Origin of the sequence: Streptococcus porcinus, assembly GCF_901542335.1 — a bacterium.
Classification (GTDB): domain Bacteria; phylum Bacillota; class Bacilli; order Lactobacillales; family Streptococcaceae; genus Streptococcus; species Streptococcus porcinus_A.
In genome coordinates, this window is the sequence record NZ_LR594036.1 from 1,469,258 (window position 1) to 1,490,118 (window position 20,861).

A 20,861-nucleotide genomic window follows, 5' to 3' on the forward strand; every position below is an offset into this window, starting at 1 on the left:
CAAAGCTTTTTATATAAGATAGACCTTACTAAGAACACAAGTTTCATTGCATCATTGTGTTTGCAAAACCTTTCTTGGTTTGGTTCCTTCTGCTGGTCCAATAACCCCGGCTTCTTCTAATTCGTCCATCAAGCGAGTTGCTCGATTAAAACCAACTGATAGGCGGCGTTGAATCATCGAAGCAGAGGCTTTTTGAGTCTCAAGGACTAAGGCTTTTGCTTCTTCAAAGAGGGGGTCTCCTTCACTAGAATCACCAGAGCCAGGCGCCATATCTGCTTCGGTAACCTCACCTGGATCAAAGGAGTCATCATAATCAGCGTCGGCTTGCTCCTTAATAAATGACACAATACGTTCAACATCATCATCTGAAATGAAGGACCCTTGTAATCTAACGGGGTGATTCTCATCAATCGGTTTAAAGAGCATATCTCCTCGTCCCAAAAGTTTTTCAGCACCATTTTCATCTAAAATAGTTCGACTATCTGTTCCAGACGAAACAGCAAATGCAATCCGTGATGGAACATTAGCTTTAATCAAACCGGAGATAACATCAACAGATGGCCTCTGCGTAGCTAAGATCATATGAATACCAGCGGCACGTGCCTTTTGCCCCAAGCGAATGATAGCATCCTCTACTTCTTTGCTGGCAACCATCATCAAGTCAGCTAGTTCGTCAACGATGACAACAATTAAAGGTAGAGGAATTTGTTTCTCTTCAGACTGGCTGTTAAATGCTTCAACCTTGGCATTGTAACCAGCTATATTTCGTACACCCACCTTACTGAAGAGTTCATAACGATTTTCCATCTCATCAACAACCTTCTGCAGGGCTTTGCTGGCCTTACGAGGATTAGTTACAACTGGAATAAGGAGATGAGGAATGTCATTATAAACAGATAATTCGACCATCTTAGGATCAACCATTAAGAATTTAACTTGATCAGGTCTGGCCTTCATCAAAATACTAGAAATAATACCATTAACAGCCACAGACTTCCCTGATCCTGTCGAACCTGCCACTAATAAGTGGGGCATCCTAGTTAAATCAAAACTACGTGCCATACCATTAACAGCTTTTCCGAGCGGAACTTCCAAAAGTTTTTCAACCGAACTATTAGATTGTTCCCATAGCTCACGAAAAGAAACAGTTGCAATTTCAGAATTCGGCACTTCAATACCAACTAGGGATTTTCCTGGAATAGGTGCCTCTATTCTGACATCCTTAGCTGCCAAGGCTAAGGCTAAATCGTCTGCCAAGTTAGAGATTCGATTAACACGCACTCCCACAGCTGGTTTAATTTCATACTTGGTTACCGATGGTCCAATCTCTGCTCGCTCAACCTTAACATCAATGCCAAAACTTCGGAAGGTATCTTCTAAGACCCTAATATTCTTACGTACCAAGTTCTTTTCTTTTGATTGATCTTTAGGTTTATCGGGTTCAAACAAATCAATTGTCGGTAGCTTATAAAGTAAATTTGTTTTTGATGTGAAGTCTACTTTGAGCGGTTCATCATCTAGTCCATCTGCTTCTAGCTCTGGAGCAGGCATAGCTGTCCTTGTATTTTCCCCTGCGAGGTAGTCAGCTTCTAAATCCTCAAGCGGAAAATCAATAACTTCTTCTTCAGGGTGTGATTGATACGCTACAATTTCTGGCTCAGCTTGTCTAAGATTTGAAAAATCATTTGCTCCTAGAACTGCTTCTGGACCTGTTCCTTCCAAAATCTCTCCCGTCTCTAAATCAATATTTTGATTGAGGGACATTTGAGCTTCTAAGGCTTCTTGTTCCAATCGTGCTTGCGCAGCTAATGCTTTAGCCTCTTCACGTTTAACAAAGCGTTCTTCGCGTCGACGTTTTTGCTGATCAGCAAAGCTTTGCCAAAGAGCTTTAACATAATGACTAATATCGTAAACATCCCATGGTGTCATTAGGAAGATTCCTAACAGAATAATTAGGGCACCAATAAAGAAAGACCCAATATTAGAAAAAAGGAATGATACTGGTTTATAAATCAAAGCACCAAGCATACCTCCACCAAGGAAGTTTTGCACTTTAAAACCCAAGAGATCTTGAGTAATCAATCGAGTTGTGTAAGTGAAAACCTCATGGTTTTTAAGATTAGGAGAGGTAAATAAATAAGCATGCCATTCAATCAGTAACCCCATGAAGAAAATGATAAAACCTGCAATCAAACCTTCTTGTTTTCGTAACCACTTAAAACAAAACAGGTAGCAAAAAACAGCGAGAATAAAAAGGTAAGCCAAACTACCTACCATAAAACGAATAACATTATATGCTGTAATCCCAAATATCCCTAGTCGAATCACGGCAAAAATCAAAACAAGAGCTAGTAAGAACGAAAAAATCATTCGTTTGATGGCTCTTTGCTTTTCAATCTCTGCCTTTGTGGGACGTCTCTTTTTCGTCCCTTTTTTATGTTGATTTCTTATAGCCATAGGTTTATTATACCATTTTTTAAAGAGAAAGAAATATACTTATCAAGGAGCGGACTTTATGATAAAATAAAGGAAAATCAATCTAAGGAGAAACCATGAAGAAAGTTCTGACCATATCGCTTCTTGCTTTAAGCCTAGTAAGTCTTACTGCATGTGAGTCAATTGATCGTCTAATTAAAGGTGATAAATATGTTGACGATAAAATTGCCAAAGAAGAATCTTCTGCAGCAACTAAAGCTTATGAGGCTCAAATTGAGAAAGCCTTAAACGCCGATAAACATCAATTTCCACAATTATCAAAAGAAGTCGCTAAGGATGAAGCTAAAGTATTAATTAAAACTAGCGAAGGAGATATTACTTTAAAACTTTTCCCTAAATATACTCCCTTAGCTGTTGAAAACTTCCTGACTCATGCTAAAGAAGGTTATTATAATAACCTAACTTTTCACCGTGTTATTACCAATTTCATGATTCAATCTGGTGATCCTAAGGGTGATGGCACAGGTGGTGAGTCCATTTGGAATGGGAAAAATACAAAGATTGATGCTGGAAATGGCTTTGCAAACGAAATTAGTCCTTACCTATACAATATCCGTGGCGCTTTAGCAATGGCTAACGCAGGGGCAGATACCAATGGTAGCCAATTTTTCATCAACCAAAATCCTGGCAATCAGGCGAAAAAATTATCTGAAAACCATTATCCTAAACCAATTATTGATGCCTATAAGGAAGGGGGAAACCCTAGTTTAGATGGCGCTTATACTGTCTTTGGTCAAGTCATTGATGGCATGGATACAGTAGATAAAATTGCCAAAACTGCTGTCGATAGCAGTGATAAACCAACTCAAGATATCACTATTCTCACCGTAACTGTTCAAAAGGACATGCCAGCAAAAAGCAAGAAATAAGTGAGATTATAAAAACAGTTCCAATTGTCCTTAGACAGTTAGAACTGTTTTTTTATAATTGTTTTTTCTTAAGTTTTCGAACTTGCTTTGGTGAAAAGACGAAGCTAATAGCAAAAATAATAGAGGAGGTTAACACAATGCTTGAACCCGCTGCAATATTGAAAGTATAACCCAAAAACAGACCTAAAATTGATGTCAGAGCTCCTAGCGTAGAAGACATTAGCAGCATCGTTTTAAGACTATTAGCGTAGAGGTAAGCAGTCGCAGCCGGCGTTATCAACATAGCTACAATTAAGATAGTACCCACACTTTGCATCGCTGTTACTGAAACAAGGGTCAGCAAAACCATTAATAAATAATGATAAAATGAAACATTTATTCCCATTGTTTTGGCCAAAATAGGATCAAAAGAAGTTAGGAGTAACTCTTTGAAAAATAGGATAATTAAACTTAATACTAGCACAGAAACAAAAATAGTAATCCATTTATCACTATCTTGTACAGCTAGAATATTACCAAAAAGGATATGAAATAAATCTGTGGAACTATTAGCCACACCAATCAAAATAACACCTAACGCTAAAAAAGAACTAAATGTAATACCAATAGCGGTATCTCCTTTAATAACACTATTTTCTTTTATAAAGGTAATCAATATCGATGCTAATAGTCCAAAAATAATAGCACCAATGAAAAAGTTCATCCCTAAAATAAAAGAGAGAGCCACACCCGGCAACACAGCATGGGAAATAGCATCTCCCATTAATGACATCGACCGTAAAATAATAAAGCAGCCAACAGCACCTGAAACAATTCCAATAACAACTGCCGTAACTAGGGCATTTTGAAGGAAATGGTATGACAAGAAGCCATTTATAAACTTATCAAACATTTAAGCGTCTCCTCCTTTCACAATCAACTCATTTCCATAGGTTTTAGAAAGATTGTCAATCGTAAAGACATCAGAAACCGAACCAAAAGCAATAACCTGACCATTTATCAATAAGACTTGATCAAAATAATCTTCAACTTTACTTAAGTCATGATGTACAATTAATATGGTTCTTCCCTGACTTTTAAGTTTTTTGAGTAAATCAACAATGATGGTTTCGCTCAGAGAATCAATACCAACAAAAGGTTCATCAAGAAACAGATATTCTTGATCCTGTATCAAACAACGAGCTAAAAGCATACGCTGAAATTGGCCACCAGATAAAGCCTTTATTGGTTTTTTGGCATAGTCAGTTAGTCCTACGTCTTCTAGAACTTTCTGTGCCATTTCCTTTTCTTTACTCTTCACATTTTTGAATAAACCCAACTTTCCATAGGTCCCTAACAAAACGCACTCTTCAACAGTAATAGGGAAATTAAAGTCAATCTGACTTCGTTGTTCAACATAAGCAATCGCTTTATAAGCAGAAGATAAATCATGATTGATAATTATTTTACCATCATAATCAACTAAGCCTAAAATTGCCTTCATTAGAGTTGACTTTCCAGCCCCATTAGGTCCTATAATTCCGATAATCCCTGGTTCACTAATGTGTAAATCGACATTACTCAAGACTGTTTTGTTACCATCATAGCTAACCTTTAAGTCTTTTATCTCTATCATTTTTCCTCCTAAAATACAAGAAAGCACACAACCAGCTTGACCATGTGCCTTCAGCTATTATTTTGCTAATCCTTCAGAAATTTTATCAAGATTCCACTTCATCATAGCGTAGTAACTATCGCCGTCTTGACCTTTTTTAGCAATAGAATCTGTGAAAATTTCAGAGTAAATTGGAATACCACTATCTTTAGAAACAGATTTCATCGGACGGCTGTCCACACTTGATTCAACAAAGAGAGCTGACGGTTTTTTAGCTTTTAATTTTTCAATCAAGCTTGAGATTTGGTCAGGTGTTCCTTCTTCTTCAGTGTTAATTTCCCAAATATAAGCAGATGGTACCTTATATGCTTTTGAGAAATATTTAAAACATCCTTCGCTTGTCACGATAACTTTCTTGTTTTCTGGAATTTTATCAAATTTAGATTTCGCTTCTTTATCTAATTTTTCTAGCTTAGCCAAGTATTTGTCTAAATTTTCTTGATAATAATCTTCATTTTTAGGATCTTTTTGGCTTAAACGCTTAGCGATATTTTTAGAATAAATCATCCCATTTTCTAAATTTAACCAAGCATGAGGATCTTCTTTACCTTTTTCAGATTGGCCTTCTAAGTAAATGACATCAATCCCGTCTGAAACGGCAAAGTAATCCTTATTTTTCTTCTTATTTGCATTTTTAACCAATTTAGTGAACCACGCATGACCACCATCTTCTAAGTTAATACCATTGTAAAGAATTAAGTCTGCTGAGCTGGTTTTTTCAACATCTTCTGGTAATGGCTCATACTCATGTGGATCTTTACCAATCGGAACAATGCTGTGAAGATTAATTTTATCTCCAGCTATATTTTTCGTCATATCTGCAATAATAGAGTTAGTAACGACCACATTCAGTTTTTCATTTTTAGCAGCTTTAGAACCCGTTCCTGAACAAGCTGTTAAGACAATAATGGATAGAAAAGCTGTCACAATTAGACTCAGCTTCTTAAACATAAGACTCTCCTTAAATTAGTTTATTTAATTAATTAGGTATAGTTAATTATATTATTAATGTACATTACAAAACATCTTTTGTCAAGATTTTTCTGAAATATTTTGTTATAATAATCATTATAAATAACAGAAAGGCATAGCCCTATGACGCCTAATAAAGAAGATTACCTTAAATGTATCCACGAACTGGGACAAATTCAACTTAAAATTTCTAATAAAATGATAGCAGAGAAAATGCAGGTATCTCCCCCTGCTGTATCTGAGATGCTCAAAAAAATGATTAATCAAGAATGGATTCAAAAAGATACCAAGAAAGGTTATTTATTGACAGACAAAGGGAGCGACCTTGTTGCAAATCTATACCGCAAGCACCGTCTTATTGAAGTCTTTTTAATCAATCAATTAGGATATAGTCCTCAGGAAGTGCATCAAGAAGCAGAAATCTTAGAACATACTGTTTCTAATACTTTTATTGATCGTCTTGATGAAAATTTGGGGTACCCTACTTTTTGTCCCCATGGTGGAACCATTCCGCGTAAGAACGAACCCCTAAAAGAGATTAATCATCAAACGCTAAGCCAACTATCCTCACCAGGGACCTATAAGTTAGCTCGAATCCATGATCATATTGAGTTAATCAATTATTTGGAGCAGCATGACTTAAGATTAAATACCCTTATTGACCTGCAACAGATTGATAACTTTGCTAAAACCTATACCATAAGTTACAATAACAAGTCATTAACCATTCCAGAAATTATTGCAGAACAACTATATATTTCAGAAGTGTAAAAAAACGATTGGTCTTATTTCCAATCGTTTTTTATAATGCTTCTAAAAATGCTAGTAAAATTTGAGCAGATTTCCGACCAGCCTCTACGATAAATTGATCAAAGGTAATGTTGGCATCATGTGCTGCAGTATCACTCATAGCCCTAACGACAATGAAAGGTTTACCACAGGCGTATGCTGCTTGAGCAATTGCTGCACCTTCCATCTCCACAGCTAGAACATCTGGAAAATGCTCTTTAATCATATTGAGTTTCTCAGCTCCTGCAATAAATGAATCCCCCGTAGCAATAAGACCAATAGCACTATTGCACTCTGCATGATCTAAAACTGTTTTAAAAATGGTCACAAAATCAGGGTGACTCTCAAAATAAAGGGGCTGCATGGACATTTGTCCGTAATCGTAACCAAATGCCCTTAGGTCAACATCATGATAAACTAATTGATTTGCAACGACCACATCACCAATCTGCAAATGTGGTGCAACTGCACCTGCAGACCCAGTATTAATCAAGGCATCAACCTTAAAGTATTCAACTAAAATAGCCACTGTCATTGCAGACATAACTTTGCCAACACCTGATTGAACTAAGATGATGTCTTGTCCAGCAATCTTACCAGTATAATAGGTATTCGCTAAAATATTATGACTTTCTTTGTCAGCTAATTGCTCCACTAACAAGCGCAATTCTTCTTCCATTGCGGCAATTATTCCGATTTTCATTTGTTATCCTTCTTATAAGTTAAATATGGCATAAATAAGAAAAGCAATCAAAAGAACCAAGGCAATCAATAACATATTCAACTTTGACTGAAATTGATGACGCTTGGCATTTTCTATGCGTCGACTTTTATAAATCCGCTCAGAATTATCTTCCGTATCCTCTGAAAAAGTCACAATCTTTGTTTCAGAATCTACCTCAAAATCCTCTTCGATATACTCTCCACGTTTAGCTTTTTCAATAATTTCGTCAGTTAATAAGGATTTGCCCATTATTAGCTACCTCCTAGATATAGACCAAAGTAATTGATAGCAATGATAGTTTTGGCATCTACAATTTGTCCCGTAGCAATCAGATCTAAACAGTCTTGATAAGACAACTCGTACACTTCAAGAACTTCATCATCATCTTGCGGTCTCGGATTTTCAACCTTTTGTAAATCTCTCGCAAGGTACAATCTTATCTTTTCATTTGAAAAACCGATTGCTGTATAAAATTCAGAAATTTGCTCTAATTGCCCTTTATAACCAGTTTCTTCCTCTAGTTCACGACTAGCGGCTTCTAGTTCAGAGTCTTCTTCACCGATTTCTAATTTTCCCGCTGGTATCTCATAAGAAACATCCTCAATAGCTTTACGGTACTGTTTTACAATAAGAATCTTATTTTCTGGAGTGACTGCTAGAATAGAAACGGCACCACGATGGAGAACTAATTCTCGCTTAGCTTGTCCCAAACCATTGGGTAATTCAACATCATCAACAACGACATCAAAAATAGCCCCTTCATAAATTGTTTGTCGAGCAATCGTTTTTTCTTCAAATTCCATGCTTCTTCTCCTTTATATCCGTTTTATTTATTTTCAGGATGGTGTGGTAGACGTCTAGCATAGCCTTCTTTTGTCACTTGACGACTTCTGCCAATGGCGATACTATCAGCCACTACATTTTTTGAAATGGTAGAGCCAGCAGCAGTTAAAGCATTGTCACCAATTTCAAGTGGCGCAATCAATGTTGAATTACTACCGATAAAGACATTATTACCTATGATCGTTTTGAATTTATGCTGACCATCATAGTTAACTGTGATGGTACCAGCGCCAATGTTAACATCTGAGCCTATTTCCGCATTACCTATATAAGTTAGGTGCCCAGCCTTGGTATTTTGCCCGATTGAGGAGCCCTTAACCTCAACAAAGTTTCCAACATGAACCTTTTCAGCTAAGGTCGAACCTGGTCTGATATGGGCATAAGGTCCAACCGTAACTCCATCAGCTAACGTTGATTCTTCAATAGTGGAACTTGTTATGACAACATTTTGACCTACCTGAGTATCTACGAGACACGTTCCATTAGTCAAAATAGTACCTGCACCTATTTTTGTACTTCCTTTTAAGGTCACGTTTGCTTCCAATAGCACATCGGGATCAATAATAACATCACTTTCAATATAAGTGGCATCCGGATTTTGGAAGGTAACACCATTAACCATATGAAATTTGTTGATGCGTCGTCTCATAACAGCTTCGGCAGTAGCAAGCGCTACACGGTCGTTAACTCCTAAACTTTCGTTAAAATCACGAAGGACATATGCTCCAACTTTTTCACGATTTTCCCTAAAAATAGCAACAACATCCGTTAAGTAATATTCACCTTGCGCATTGTTCGTATTGGTGTTCTTTAGAGCTTCAAAAAGACGTTTGTTGTCAAAAATGTAGGTCCCAGTGTTAATCTCAGTAACTTTTTGCTCATACTCATTAGCATCTTTTTGTTCGACAATCTTTGTCACTTCCCCATCATTGTTGCGGATGATACGACCATAACCAAAGGGATCTTCAGCTCTCGCAGTCAGAATAGTCGCAACATTTTTATGGTTGACATGGTAATCAACTAAATTTTTAAGACTGTCTCCAGTAATAAGTGGGGTATCACCTGCAATAACCAAAGTGTTCCCCTCTAAGCCAGCCAATTCTGCTTCAGCCATCATGACAGCATGCCCAGTTCCCAACTGCTCCGTTTGCAAGACAAATTCTGATTGTCCAGCTAATACTTCTTTTACTGATTCAGCCTTGTGCCCGACAACCGTTACGTTTTTCTCTGGCTGAATCGCAGCAACACTTCTAAAGACATGCTCTAACATCGTCAGACCTGATACTTTATGAAGAACTTTGGGTAAATCCGATTTCATACGAGTACCCTTACCGGCAGCTAAAATGATTGCATAATTTGTCATATCTTTTCCTTTTTCCTAAATTCAATATCATCTCATTATAGCATATTTACAAGTGAAGTATAGCAAAAAAGAGATTGACACAGTCAATCTCAATCACTTATGACAGGCTTTCACTGGCTTTTTCAAGGACTTTCATCACTGATAGACTATGATTTAAAGCAGCTTGAGCACGTGCAAAATCTTTGAAATCAATTATTTCTTGAAAGACTTGGAATTCTGCAACCATCCGATGGTTACCTTGATTAATATTAAAGTGTTGTGGCTCTTCACCATTCTTTGTCACTTGAATTTCAGGCAGAGTATTTGTAGCACCAAGGATTGCAAGAGAGCCTTTATTTCCCTGAATTGTTGATTTGATTTCAGCACTGCAATCTTTAGCCCCTATACAAACTACTTTGAAATTAGCATAGTCTAAAAGCAAAATCCCCGATGTATCAACACCTCTCTCCATATTCGGCAGGTAAGCTACCTGCTCAGGTTCTCCAAATAAACCTACCACCAAATGGATATTGTAGATATTTAAATCCCTTAAAGCTCCGCCTCCTTTTTCAGGATCAAAAGCTGGCGCAATCACACCATCTTTAAAAGCATCGTAGCGTGAAGAATATTGAGAATAGTTACAATCAACAATTTTAATGTCACCGAGTTCAGACAAATGTTCTTTAATAAAACTGAAATTCTCTAAATACTGATTGGTAATAGCCTCTAAAAGCATTAACTGTTTTTGTTTAGCTAATTCTGCCAGCTCCTGTGCTTGTGATAGCTTCAAAGTAAAAGGCTTTTCACAGATAACGTGTTTTCCAGCCAAAATAGCAGCCTTTGCCATTTCATAATGTAAATGGTTGGGCGTAGCAATATAGACAGTATCACTATTGCTATCGGCTAAGGCTTCCTCTAAATCATCAAAAAAGTGGGGAATCTCGTATAAGTTAGAAAACATTTTGGCTTTATCAAGGCTTCTTTTAGTCGAAACAATTGCCTTAAGTTCTATCCCTTTCGTTTCTGATAAAACTGGTAGAGCTTCTTCAACGATCTTTCCTGTTCCAATAACTGTTAATTTCATCTGCTTCTTCTCCTTAATCTATTCCAAATTCCTTAGCAAAGCTGACTTGGCCTAAGAAATGATGATTCCCACATAATGATAAGGCCATAAAATTCTCTGGAGGGAAACCTTGCGGCAAACTGATGCCAAAAAGCTCTGCTGGTTGATAGCCAAACTTAGGATAATAGCGGTCGCTACCTAATACTAAAATGAGATCATAACCAAGATCTTTTGCCACTTGATGCCCTCTTTCAATCAAGGCCCTGCCATATCCCTGCTTTTGATAGCAAGGAGCAACACTTAAGGGTGCTAAAACTAAAGCCTCATGCTGGCCAACTTTTGCTTTGGTAAACATGATATGACCTCGTACTTGCTGATCAACTTCTAAAACCAAAGCCAACTCTGCTATATAGGAATCGCCCTCACGTAAGGCTTCAACTAAGTCTTGTTCCCTACCATCGCTATGTTCTGCCGAAGCGAAAGCCTCTATTACCAACTGGTGGATCGCCCTAAAATCCTCTTTTTCTTCTTTTCTAATAATCATCTCTAGTTCCATTCCTTTTTGTTAATAGCAGAGCTACTTAAGGGTCCAACCGCCATCAATTTTAACAATTTCTCCCTGCATGGACGCAGCTTTGCCAGAGGCCAAAAAATAAGTTAGGTCTGCTATTTCTTCAGCCTGAGTCCACCTTCCAATTGGGGTTTCTTGTGCCACCCAATCAGCCAAACCTTCGTCTTCAAAATCACTGGCTGTCATAGCTGTTTGAACAGCACCTGGTGCTACACCAAAGACTTGAATCCCCGCTCTGGCATAATCCAAAGCTAATTGGCGAGTGAAGCCAGCAAGAGCGTGTTTACTGCTTGTGTAAGCAGCACCGCCTCCGCCAGCTTGAAAACTAGCAATGGAGCACATATTAATAATAATCCCCTTTTGTTGCACCAGCATTTTCTCCAAATAAAAGCGTGTAAGCTTAACCATTGAAAAAAAGTTAAGTGCAAATAGTTTTTCAAAGTCCGCCATGTCTATTTCTAGGAGAGGTTTATAAGCATCCAATACCCCAACCGTATTGAGGAGAATGTCAACTGATGGTAGCCATTGAAAAAGGGGAGCTAAATCTGACGAAAGATCCATTTGCAAAAATTGGAAGTTACCTGATAAGTCTGGCTTAGGTTTGATATCAACTCCATAAACCTGATAACCCTTCTTTAAAAATAATTCTGCTTGGGCCTTACCAATTCCTGAAGCTACACCCGTAACGAGAACTTTTTTAGTCATTGACTTCAATCCAATCACTAGCTAAAACATCACATGGTGTTGGTGACCACATCGAAAAACCTTCTCCATCACCTGAAACATTGATTAAAAAATAAGGGGTTACTTCTAATGCTTGACCATTTTGTTCAATAACATCAAAGAGTTGTACATAATTTTCAGCACCACCCCAGCCAGTTCGTACATATTTTTTCTTGGCCTTTAGCCCTGGTAAAATTTCTTCAAATGTCATGGTTTTCTCCTTTGTTCTCTATAAATGTTGATATAGCTAGGCTTTTTTATTGAAAGTATAAATTATTGTTCACGTTCTTGCTCATAACGCTTTAAAAAATAGGCTTGCTACTTGTTTTTAACAGAATTACCATTGCTATAATGAGCAAAAAAGACTAACTAAAATTAGCGAGTTATCTAAAGGTCAAATAGGAAAATCTATTTGATTAACTCCCTACAATCTCTCTTCAATGAATCAATACAGCTCACTTCGTACAGTATAGTATCACACTTTGTGAAAACCCTCAATAAATTAATTGTTTTTTATAGCTGATTCGTATCTATAACATACTATTCACTGAAAAACATAATTTGGTCATTCTTTAACATTTATCTAAAAAAATGCTCTATATCTCTCTGATTGAAAGCGTTATAATCAAATTAGATTTTAATTCTAGAAACGGAGATCTAAAGTGAAAAAACTATTACTGTTAGCCGTAGCACTCTTTGCTCTTGAAGCAACACCGAATGTGATGGCGGAAGAAGAAATCAAAGTAAGCCAAGAAACCTCACAGGAAAATCTGAAATGGGAGTTAGACCCAAATCAACAAAAAGTTACTGATGACAATGGAAACGAAATACCTATTAGTATCGATAATGATAATAAAATAACAATTACATTACCAACGGGTTGGTCTTTTTGGTTAAAAAAAGATGGGAAAAATTATAATCCAATATCAATAAATGATAAAATGAAAGAAGAATACCTCAAAGACAATACAGGTCTCTCTGACAATCAAACAAATAATGATTACAGTATACCTAAAGCAGAAAACACTAGTCCTAAATTAATAACATACAAAGACAGCGAACAAAATATGCAATTAGGGATTGTATATAACGACAATCAAGCTTCTTCAGGGTTACCTATAAATATAAAAGTAGAGTATCCTTCCGAGGAAAATCAGCGATTAACGCTAGTGTTCAAGTCAGATGAGGGGGTACTAGCGGGTAGTATTTTCTTAAGAGATTCACAAACTATAAGGAAAGAAAAAGAGGAAAATGAAAAGCTCGCGAATGAAAAACGTAAAAAACATGAAGAAGAGCAAAAGCTTACTGAACAAAAACTTGCTGAAGAAACTTATCTAAAATATATTGAATACGACAATAACCAACCTTGGCACAAACGCGTGGGAGATGGTATCCAAGGTCATTTGGCAAACTTCAAAGGCTGGTTGAGAGGTTGATTTTCTTTTTCCTAGTAGTGCTCAGCATGTTATAGCAAATCAGTAAGCCAAACTAAAAAGCACCTTTTCGAGGTGCTAGTTCTTTCTTTCTGAATTCATTAACAATATATTCACCATATATTACTTTTTAGGTTATCAAAAATTGATTTGATAACCTTTTTAGTACAAACGTAAACATTGAGGGAATATTTAAAGATGTTAAAAAGTCCTATAAATGTGTTACACCAGCAATTAAGAGGTGGCTAAAGTATTTTCTGTATCTAATCTTATTTCACCCCCCCTAGGTAAACTAACTTATTTTTTATTTACAATAATATTTTCTTAGTATTTCTCTAAAATAATAAAAGATGATTAAGAGGTGCTACTGAGATAGCCTATTAGCGTACACCCAAGAACTCTATTTACGTTTATAATCCATCATCAGTTTTAAGATAAATGCCATAACAAACCAAAGAATGACTGAAATTCCTATCACCATTAACCACCCTAACGGATGGTGAGTTAAAAGCGGTGGCAAAGGCACATTAATTCCAAAAAATCCTGTCACAATACTTGGAATAGTTAATAGAATAGATAAATTTTCATGGTGTCATTCAGCTCATTATTTAAGACATTGTTATAGGTGCCTTCTAACTGTGACAAAACTTGTGCAGATAATTGCGCCATTTCCACTAACTGTCGCGCCTCAATCAAGGCATCGTCTAATTGTTCCTCTTCAACATCATTAAGTCCGAGATACAAGAGGTGGCTTTTTAATTGCTCAATTAAGAGGACATTTTGTTTACTTGCTGAGACGATATAAACTAAGCCCGTTTCTAAGTCTGACAGTTGCAAAAGTTCTCTCTTACTCGTTCTCTCTCGCAATAGATTATTTAATCGATTTCGTTCTGAATTAAGGCTGTCCACTGTGGGAAAATAATTTTTGGAAACGAGATAAAGGATCGTAAACAAGAATTTGTAAAGTGATAAGGACTTGTTTTTCTCTAGTAAATCCTCCATTTGTTTAACAATATAACTGCTTTTATCCTTATAGATTGTAATAAGATGATTTCCGTAAACAAAAAAAGTGATAGGGACTGTCTGATAATGGTAATCCTGTTTAGAAATATCTAAAACATTATAAATCAATAATAAGGTTTTTTCGTCACGATCATATTCTAAATGGGATAACTCATTCTTATCTGCGGCATAAGTTAAAATCTCAGAATCAATGTTAAGCTCATGTTTCAGATAAAGAAGGTCTTTTGCATTATCAGCATTTGCCATATACAACTTAAACTTTTCTTTACTAATCTCTTTCAAAACCCCTACTCCTTCAGACTATGATATCTGTCAGTATATCAAAAAAAGAGCCAATTGGCTCTCACTAAGATTATCATTAGTTCCTTTTAAGCTTTCTTTTCAAATTGTTTTAAATCAAAAACTTCTCCTCTTATCTTATCTGGTAACAGCATAGCAATAACGAGACCAAACATTGTTGGTAATAACCACCCCACTGACATAGCGTGAAGCGGTAAATAATCAGCAAAAGTCGCAAGAGCTGTTTTAGGCAATAATCCAGCTAAAACTTCTAAAAAGGAAATGAAGGTTACGATGACTATAGTCAAAGACATCCCTCTTTTAGATAGGGGCATTAACTTATTAAGTAGGATAATGACTACTAAAACGATAACAATTGGATAAAGTAGAGAAAGTACTGGAAGTGAAAAAGCAATAACGGCATTCAAGCCTAAGTTGGCAATTAGAAAACCAATAAGGGTAAAGAGACTAAGATAAACTTTGTAGGATAATTTGGTAAAATGTTTAGCAAAAAACTCAGATACCGCAACGATCAAACCGACTGTAGTGGTAAAACAGGTTAAAATGACCATGACACTAAGGAAGTAGCGTCCAAAGGAACCAAATAACTGATAAGAAGCCTGCGCTAGAACATAAGCCCCTTTATTGATTGAAGAATCAGTCAGTACATTTTCTGGAACAGAAAATTTGTTACCTAGGTAGCCTAAGCCAATATAGAGAATGCTAAATGCTAGGCTTGTCACTACTCCGACTACCCATATCGTTGATAAATATTCTTTTTTATTAGCAAAGCCAAATTGTTTTAAGGTCTCAGTTGCTACTAAACAAAAAGCAACTGCAGCTAGGGCATCTATTGTATTATAACCCGCTAAAATTCCTCCACCAAAAGCATTAGTGAGATACTCAGCACTAGCTGGACCACTGCCTGTTTGACCATATTTAAATGCTCCTACAACTACCAGTGAAAGAATAAGCAGAGCAAATATAGGGGTCAAAACCTTACCTACGCTGGCCATTATATTAGTAGGATGACTAGCAAGTAGATAACCAGCCAAGAAAAAGAAAAAAGAAAAAATCATGAGAGCCATCTGACTGTTACCAACCAAAGGCGATAGTCCAACTTCGAAAGACACCGTAGCTGTTCTTGGGATAGCAAAAAGTGGACCAATAGTTAAATACAGAATAACCAAAAAGCTGAGCGAAAACCAAGGGCTAAACTTAAGGTCCATTTCATGTTTAAAACCTCCGTTAGTCAAAGTTCCCACTAACAGAGTGATAATGGCTAAACCAACGCCGGACAAACAGAATCCTAAAATAGCAGGCCAAAAACGATTACCAGAAGCCACACCTAAGGCCGGTGGAAAAATGAGATTTCCAGCTCCAAAAAAAATACCAAATAATAGCAACCCTGTCAAAAATCCTTTTTTTAGCATAAAGCACCTCTATGTAAACTTAAGTTTACACCTTTCCTCTAATTTTTTTGTTAAAGGGTCAACTATCTGTTAATTCTTGCCCCATAAATAATTGCTTTCTATTATAACAAAAAAGCGTGATTATACTACCCCTTTTTCAAAATTTTCTAACTATTTACATAAAAATAAGGCCTGAAGGCCCTTATTTTTATGTAAATAGCTTTCTCCACTTTCAAGATGACGGTAGCTATTTCTGTCGATAGGAGACTTGAACTAAGGCAACTATAACAAATAAAAACAAACATTGTTTAGGATAAGCAATGTAGTAGGGAACCCATTTATGGGCGAACTTTTGCTTGTAGTGCCTTAGACCATCGAAAGAGTAAATTTGAGAACCGTATTGATAAAGCAAATAGCCCAATTTTTCATTAAGAAAACTAAAACGATTTTTACCTACATTAGATAAAGGGCACATCCCCATATTAAAATAGTCAACTCCCTTTAGTTTAGCATGGTTTATTAATCTTATAAAGAGAGCGTCCATAACCCCTTTTGGAGCCTTATTCAAATAACGCATTAAGTCAACCGAGAGCATCTTTTCTGTATCAGATTTTTCAATAGTAGCAAAAGCAACAATCTCACCTTCCATTGATTTTAAAATGGCAATGTCACTATGACCCAAGTAAAAGTCGTCAAAAAAACCAAGTGAAAATCCCATTTCTTTTCGACCGGCCAGCCATTCATCAGAAATCACTTTTAATGATGATATCAACTTCTTAGAGTAAGGCGGTTCAAGAACGGAAAAGACATAGCCAGCCTTTTCGACCTGATTAGATACTGACCTTAAATTTTGCTTTTTCTTACCTGAAAGTGAAAATTGAGCAGAATCAACAATTCCTTCTTCTCCTAATTTAATAAAATCAAAACCATGGTCATGAATTGCCATGACTTCTTTTTCGGATACCTCATAAAATACAGGATGATAATTATATAAATCTGCCTCATTCATAAAGGCTTCTAATGCTTCATCAAAATAATCACGATTACCAAAGAAATCTCCCATAACGAGAAGTTTATCCCCATATGATCTGAATTGCAAAGCTATTTGATCTTGTCCTTGAGCCCGATAATACCAAATCCTTTTGTCTTGAAGATAAGCCAATCCAGTATAATGATGATCACCTTTTTTTAAGCATTGCTCAAAGCGCTCTTTATCAAAGGGATGACCAATCTCCACTCGTCGATACTTTAAGAATAGTATTAAAGCAGTTAAACTAATCGCAACCAAAACTAAAGTCAATAAGCCCATTAACCACCAATGAAAAGTAGGTACCGAAAAATGCTCTTCTAAAGAAATACGCGATCTATGATGTAAGTCTACCAAATTAGTATAACCTAAAATAAAATAGGAAAGGCTCAAAAAAGACCAGATAACCCCATCAAGAAAAGCATCTTCATGACTAATAATAAGCTGACGACGATAGAGGTTTGGTCGACTAGCACAGAGTAATAGAACCAAAAAAATCAAGACTGCCGTCGGTGCAAAACTTCTGTAAAAAAAGATTGTGTATAAAATAGCTAAGCACAGAAAAACCAAAGTTGGAAAGAAACCTTTTGCACTCCTATTTCCAATCGCTCGCCCACAAACAAGCAGCGAGAAACCCAAAAGTAAACTAGGCACCTGACGAATAAGGGCCATGCTGGCTAAACCGTAAAAACTATCTTTGATAATAGGTAGATTGATAATGGCATCATGGCTTGTTACCATCAATATCAAGATAATTCCAGATAGATAGAAAAGCCCAACCATGACATAAAAGAATAAAGCTCTAATAAGTTCCAAAACAAGATAATTATTTTTATTCTTAAAGAACTGAAATTTACGAAAAATAGGCATACTCACTCCCTATAGTTTTTGCTTAGTCTACTGTTTTAAGGTTAAAGGTTACTTAAGAAAAAACTATTTTCAACCACTACTAGTTGGAAATAGTTTTTTCAACTTGCAACTTAACCAATCACCGACCCATTTGGAACTTGCGGATCAACTGTCAAGACAGTCAAACGATCTCCATGTTCAGCTGATAAAATCATCCCTTGACTGACATACTTTTTCATCATTTTACGAGGTTTCAAATTAGCAATAATCTGCAATTTTTTCCCAACTAATTCTTGCTCATTAGGATAAAATTTAGCGATGCCAGATAGGATTTGACGATCCTCTCCATCACCTGCATCAAGACGAAAGCGCAGCAATTTATCCGAACCTTCGACCTTAGAAACTTCTTTAACTTCAGCCACGCGAATCTCAACAGCATCAAAAGTTTCAAATTTAATTTCTTCTTTTTCCGATTTGAGTTCAACTTCTTCGGGAACCCATTCTTTTTCCTCGGGAAGTGCCGAGCCAACTTCCATTTGTTCCTTGATATAAGCAATTTCCTCTTCCATATCAAGGCGTGGGAAAATAGGTTGGCCTTTAGAAATAACTGTGGTTTGAGCCGCAATACCAACTAATGAAAGGTCCTCCAAGTCTGCTACCGCTTCTAAACCAAGTTGAGTCATGATAGCATTCGAGGTTTCCATCATGAATGGTTGAATCAAGTGAGCGACTACACGTAGGCTAGCTGCCAAATGAGCCATAACAGATGCTAAATCTTCTTTATTGCCATCTTCTTTAGCTAGTAACCAAGGAGCTGTTTCATCAATGTATTTATTAGCTCGAGAAATAATAGTCCAAACAGCTTCTAAAGCACGTGGATAGTCAACAGCTCCCATTTGCACATGGTATTCCTCAATCTGTGTAGCTACAATTGCTTCTAAATCAGCATCAAAAGTCGTTACACCTGCTTGGTAGGTTGGAATTTGACCACCAAAGTATTTATTAATCATAGCAATGGTACGGTTTAGTAAGTTACCTAAGTCATTAGCAAGCTCATAATTAATCCGTCCAACATAATCTTCAGGCGTGAACATACCATCTGAACCAACTGGTAAACTACGCATTAGGTAATATCTAAGAGGATCTAACCCATAACGTTCAACCAGCATTTCTGGATAGACAACATTCCCCTTAGATTTAGACATTTTACCATCTTTCATGACAAACCAACCGTGGGCAATCAAGCGTTCTGGCAATTTCATATCCAACATCATGAGAAGAATTGCCCAATAGATGGAGTGGAAACGCAGGATGTCCTTGCCAACCATGTGGAAGACAGTACCATTCCAGAACTTGTCATAGTCTTCATGCATTTCTTGCCCATAACCTAGGGCCGTTGCATAGTTAAGAAGCGCATCAATCCAAACATAGACCACATGTTTTGGATTTGATGGCACTTTGACTCCCCAGGTAAAGGTTGTCCGGCTGACAGCTAAATCTTCCAAACCAGGCTCAATAAAGTTTTTAAGCATTTCATTCATTCGACCGTTAGGCTGAATAAATTCAGGATGTTCATTAAAGAAAGCTACTAACTTATCAGCATATTTACTTAGACGTAAAAAGTAAGACTCTTCTGATACCCACTCAACTTCGTGCCCAGAAGGAGCAATACCACCAATTACTTTACCGTTTTCATCGCGGAAAACTTCTTCTAATTGACTTTCAGTAAAGAACTCTTCATCTGATACAGAATACCAGCCTGAATATTCGCCTAAATAAATATCATCTTGGGCTAATAATTTTTCAAAAACTTCAGCCACTACTTCTTCATGATAAGAATCTGTCGTGCGAATAAATTTATCATATGAAATGTCAAGTAAAGACCATAGTTTCTTAACATCCCTCGCCATACCATCAACATATGCTTGGGGGGTTATTCCCGCTTCTTCTGCTTTAGTTTGAATTTTTTGACCATGCTCATCAAGTCCTGTTAGATAAAAGACATCATGATGCATCAAACGCTTATAACGAGCTAAAACATCACAAGCAATAGTTGTATAGGCAGAACCAATATGTAATTTCCCTGATGGATAGTAAATAGGGGTTGTAATATAAAATGGTTTTTTATCAGTCATTTGATTTCCTTTCAAGGCTAATGAAACCTTCTCAATTTCTTCTCTAACCGGTTTTAGCGACCTTCTCAAGAGACATTAACTTATTATAGCATATTCTAATTGGCAAAAAACCAAGTCTAGGAACTTATCTACCAACAATTGGTTTGATTTTTCGTCGAATATAGAGGTGTTCTGCTAAGAGCAAATAATTGACATAACTTAAAGGAAGTAACATGGCAATAAGTGCCAACTCACCAAATTGATAAGATAAAAAGGTTGAGCAAATAACCCCTAAAATAAAAGTCATAATAATAATCAAAGTATTACGGCCAATAAGAATGAGCTCTTTATTTCCTTCATATAGTCCCTTAGTTAAAATATAAGCTGCATTTTTAATATTGCCCGTCATCATGACATTGGCATAATTGGCTCCTCGTAAGGACTTAAAGGTGTCTACTTGGATTGATGCAAAAAAAGCCAGTGCAGCTACAGTTATAAATTGGCTTGTAAATGGCGTTACGAAGCTTGTCACTAAAGCTATAGTAGTAAGCATCGCACTAGCCAGTAAATGCCAATGCAGATGGTGCTTGTTGGACCATCTATGAGCAAAGTAAGCAAAACTTTGTCCCAGCATAAAGAAGAAAATAGGTAATAAAAAATCCAAGGCTTGAAGTGTAC

Annotated in this window: 18 protein-coding genes and 2 pseudogenes; 3 read left to right on the forward strand and 17 right to left on the reverse strand. The window is 36.6% G+C overall.

Features of this window, described 5'->3' with window-relative positions:
* Nucleotides 1-51: 51 nt before the first annotated feature.
* Nucleotides 52-2,457, reverse strand: coding sequence for a DNA translocase FtsK (locus FGK96_RS07060; protein WP_138082601.1), 2,406 nt, complete (start codon nucleotides 2,455-2,457; stop codon nucleotides 52-54).
* 95 nt (nucleotides 2,458-2,552) lie between these two features.
* On the opposite strand from FGK96_RS07060, the gene FGK96_RS07065 reads away from it, so the two are divergent.
* Nucleotides 2,553-3,365 carry a peptidylprolyl isomerase gene (locus FGK96_RS07065; RefSeq protein ID WP_138082603.1) on the forward strand — a complete coding sequence of 271 codons (813 nt, stop codon included), beginning with the start codon at nucleotides 2,553-2,555 and terminating at the stop codon, nucleotides 3,363-3,365.
* Nucleotides 3,366-3,417: 52 nt separating this feature from the next.
* On the opposite strand, the gene FGK96_RS07070 is transcribed toward FGK96_RS07065, so the two are convergent.
* The 3 genes from FGK96_RS07070 to FGK96_RS07080 are packed head-to-tail and all read right to left on the reverse strand — an operon-like array spanning nucleotide 3,418 to nucleotide 5,970.
* Nucleotides 3,418-4,257, reverse strand: a complete 840-nt coding sequence (locus FGK96_RS07070; RefSeq protein ID WP_138082605.1) for a metal ABC transporter permease — start codon at nucleotides 4,255-4,257, stop codon at nucleotides 3,418-3,420.
* Nucleotides 4,258-4,980: a metal ABC transporter ATP-binding protein gene (locus tag FGK96_RS07075; protein ID WP_138082607.1), complete on the reverse strand. Its 723-nt coding sequence runs from the start codon at nucleotides 4,978-4,980 to the stop codon at nucleotides 4,258-4,260.
* 57 nt (nucleotides 4,981-5,037) lie between these two features.
* Nucleotides 5,038-5,970 carry a metal ABC transporter substrate-binding protein gene (locus FGK96_RS07080; RefSeq protein ID WP_003083941.1) on the reverse strand — a complete coding sequence of 311 codons (933 nt, stop codon included), beginning with the start codon at nucleotides 5,968-5,970 and terminating at the stop codon, nucleotides 5,038-5,040.
* A gap of 144 nt (nucleotides 5,971-6,114) precedes the next feature.
* On the opposite strand from FGK96_RS07080, the gene FGK96_RS07085 reads away from it, so the two are divergent.
* Nucleotides 6,115-6,762 (forward strand): metal-dependent transcriptional regulator, encoded by a 648-nt coding sequence (locus FGK96_RS07085; RefSeq protein ID WP_138082609.1) that lies wholly within the window; start codon nucleotides 6,115-6,117, stop codon nucleotides 6,760-6,762.
* A gap of 31 nt (nucleotides 6,763-6,793) precedes the next feature.
* Here the strand turns inward: FGK96_RS07085 and FGK96_RS07090 are convergent, their stop codons facing one another.
* The 8 genes from FGK96_RS07090 to FGK96_RS07125 all read right to left on the reverse strand — a co-directional run bounded on the left by FGK96_RS07090 (nucleotide 6,794) and on the right by FGK96_RS07125 (nucleotide 12,257).
* A complete protein-coding gene (locus tag FGK96_RS07090) occupies nucleotides 6,794-7,483 on the reverse strand; it encodes a 5'-methylthioadenosine/adenosylhomocysteine nucleosidase (protein ID WP_138082611.1) in 690 nt (229 codons plus the stop codon).
* Nucleotides 7,484-7,495: 12 nt separating this feature from the next.
* The gene (macP, locus tag FGK96_RS07095; RefSeq protein WP_138082613.1) at nucleotides 7,496-7,753 is read right to left on the reverse strand and encodes a cell wall synthase accessory phosphoprotein MacP; all 258 of its coding nucleotides are present in this window, start codon (nucleotides 7,751-7,753) and stop codon (nucleotides 7,496-7,498) included.
* Between the two features lie 2 nt (nucleotides 7,754-7,755).
* Nucleotides 7,756-8,307: an NUDIX domain-containing protein gene (locus tag FGK96_RS07100; RefSeq protein WP_138082615.1), complete on the reverse strand. Its 552-nt coding sequence runs from the start codon at nucleotides 8,305-8,307 to the stop codon at nucleotides 7,756-7,758.
* Between the two features lie 23 nt (nucleotides 8,308-8,330).
* Nucleotides 8,331-9,710 (reverse strand): bifunctional UDP-N-acetylglucosamine diphosphorylase/glucosamine-1-phosphate N-acetyltransferase GlmU, encoded by a 1,380-nt coding sequence (gene glmU / locus FGK96_RS07105; RefSeq protein ID WP_138082617.1) that lies wholly within the window; start codon nucleotides 9,708-9,710, stop codon nucleotides 8,331-8,333.
* 97 nt (nucleotides 9,711-9,807) lie between these two features.
* Nucleotides 9,808-10,773 (reverse strand): Gfo/Idh/MocA family protein, encoded by a 966-nt coding sequence (locus tag FGK96_RS07110; RefSeq protein ID WP_138082619.1) that lies wholly within the window; start codon nucleotides 10,771-10,773, stop codon nucleotides 9,808-9,810.
* 13 nt (nucleotides 10,774-10,786) lie between these two features.
* Nucleotides 10,787-11,296: a GNAT family N-acetyltransferase gene (locus FGK96_RS07115; RefSeq protein ID WP_138082621.1), complete on the reverse strand. Its 510-nt coding sequence runs from the start codon at nucleotides 11,294-11,296 to the stop codon at nucleotides 10,787-10,789.
* Nucleotides 11,297-11,329: 33 nt separating this feature from the next.
* The gene (locus FGK96_RS07120; protein ID WP_138082623.1) at nucleotides 11,330-12,028 is read right to left on the reverse strand and encodes a 3-oxoacyl-ACP reductase; all 699 of its coding nucleotides are present in this window, start codon (nucleotides 12,026-12,028) and stop codon (nucleotides 11,330-11,332) included.
* Nucleotides 12,021-12,257: a DUF2829 domain-containing protein gene (locus FGK96_RS07125; protein WP_138082625.1), complete on the reverse strand. Its 237-nt coding sequence runs from the start codon at nucleotides 12,255-12,257 to the stop codon at nucleotides 12,021-12,023. Before FGK96_RS07125 ends, FGK96_RS07120 begins: the two co-directional genes overlap by 8 nt.
* A gap of 451 nt (nucleotides 12,258-12,708) precedes the next feature.
* On the opposite strand from FGK96_RS07125, the gene FGK96_RS07130 reads away from it, so the two are divergent.
* Nucleotides 12,709-13,482: a hypothetical protein gene (locus tag FGK96_RS07130; RefSeq protein WP_138082627.1), complete on the forward strand. Its 774-nt coding sequence runs from the start codon at nucleotides 12,709-12,711 to the stop codon at nucleotides 13,480-13,482.
* A 397-nt stretch (nucleotides 13,483-13,879) separates the two neighbouring features.
* Here FGK96_RS07130 and FGK96_RS07135 read toward each other — a convergent pair.
* From FGK96_RS07135 to FGK96_RS07155, 5 genes and pseudogenes are all read right to left on the reverse strand, one after another.
* Nucleotides 13,880-14,784: pseudogene (locus FGK96_RS07135) on the reverse strand (magnesium transporter CorA family protein).
* An 86-nt stretch (nucleotides 14,785-14,870) separates the two neighbouring features.
* The gene (brnQ, locus tag FGK96_RS07140) at nucleotides 14,871-16,214 is read right to left on the reverse strand and encodes a branched-chain amino acid transport system II carrier protein (protein ID WP_138082629.1); all 1,344 of its coding nucleotides are present in this window, start codon (nucleotides 16,212-16,214) and stop codon (nucleotides 14,871-14,873) included.
* Nucleotides 16,215-16,440: 226 nt separating this feature from the next.
* Nucleotides 16,441-18,090, reverse strand: coding sequence for a phosphatidylglycerol lysyltransferase domain-containing protein (locus tag FGK96_RS07145; RefSeq protein ID WP_138082631.1), 1,650 nt, complete (start codon nucleotides 18,088-18,090; stop codon nucleotides 16,441-16,443).
* 110 nt (nucleotides 18,091-18,200) lie between these two features.
* Nucleotides 18,201-20,204: a methionine--tRNA ligase gene (gene metG, locus FGK96_RS07150; RefSeq protein ID WP_138082633.1), complete on the reverse strand. Its 2,004-nt coding sequence runs from the start codon at nucleotides 20,202-20,204 to the stop codon at nucleotides 18,201-18,203.
* 124 nt (nucleotides 20,205-20,328) lie between these two features.
* Nucleotides 20,329-20,853, reverse strand: a pseudogene (locus FGK96_RS07155) (YoaK family protein); the annotation flags it as partial.
* Between the last annotated feature and the right edge of the window lie 8 nt (nucleotides 20,854-20,861).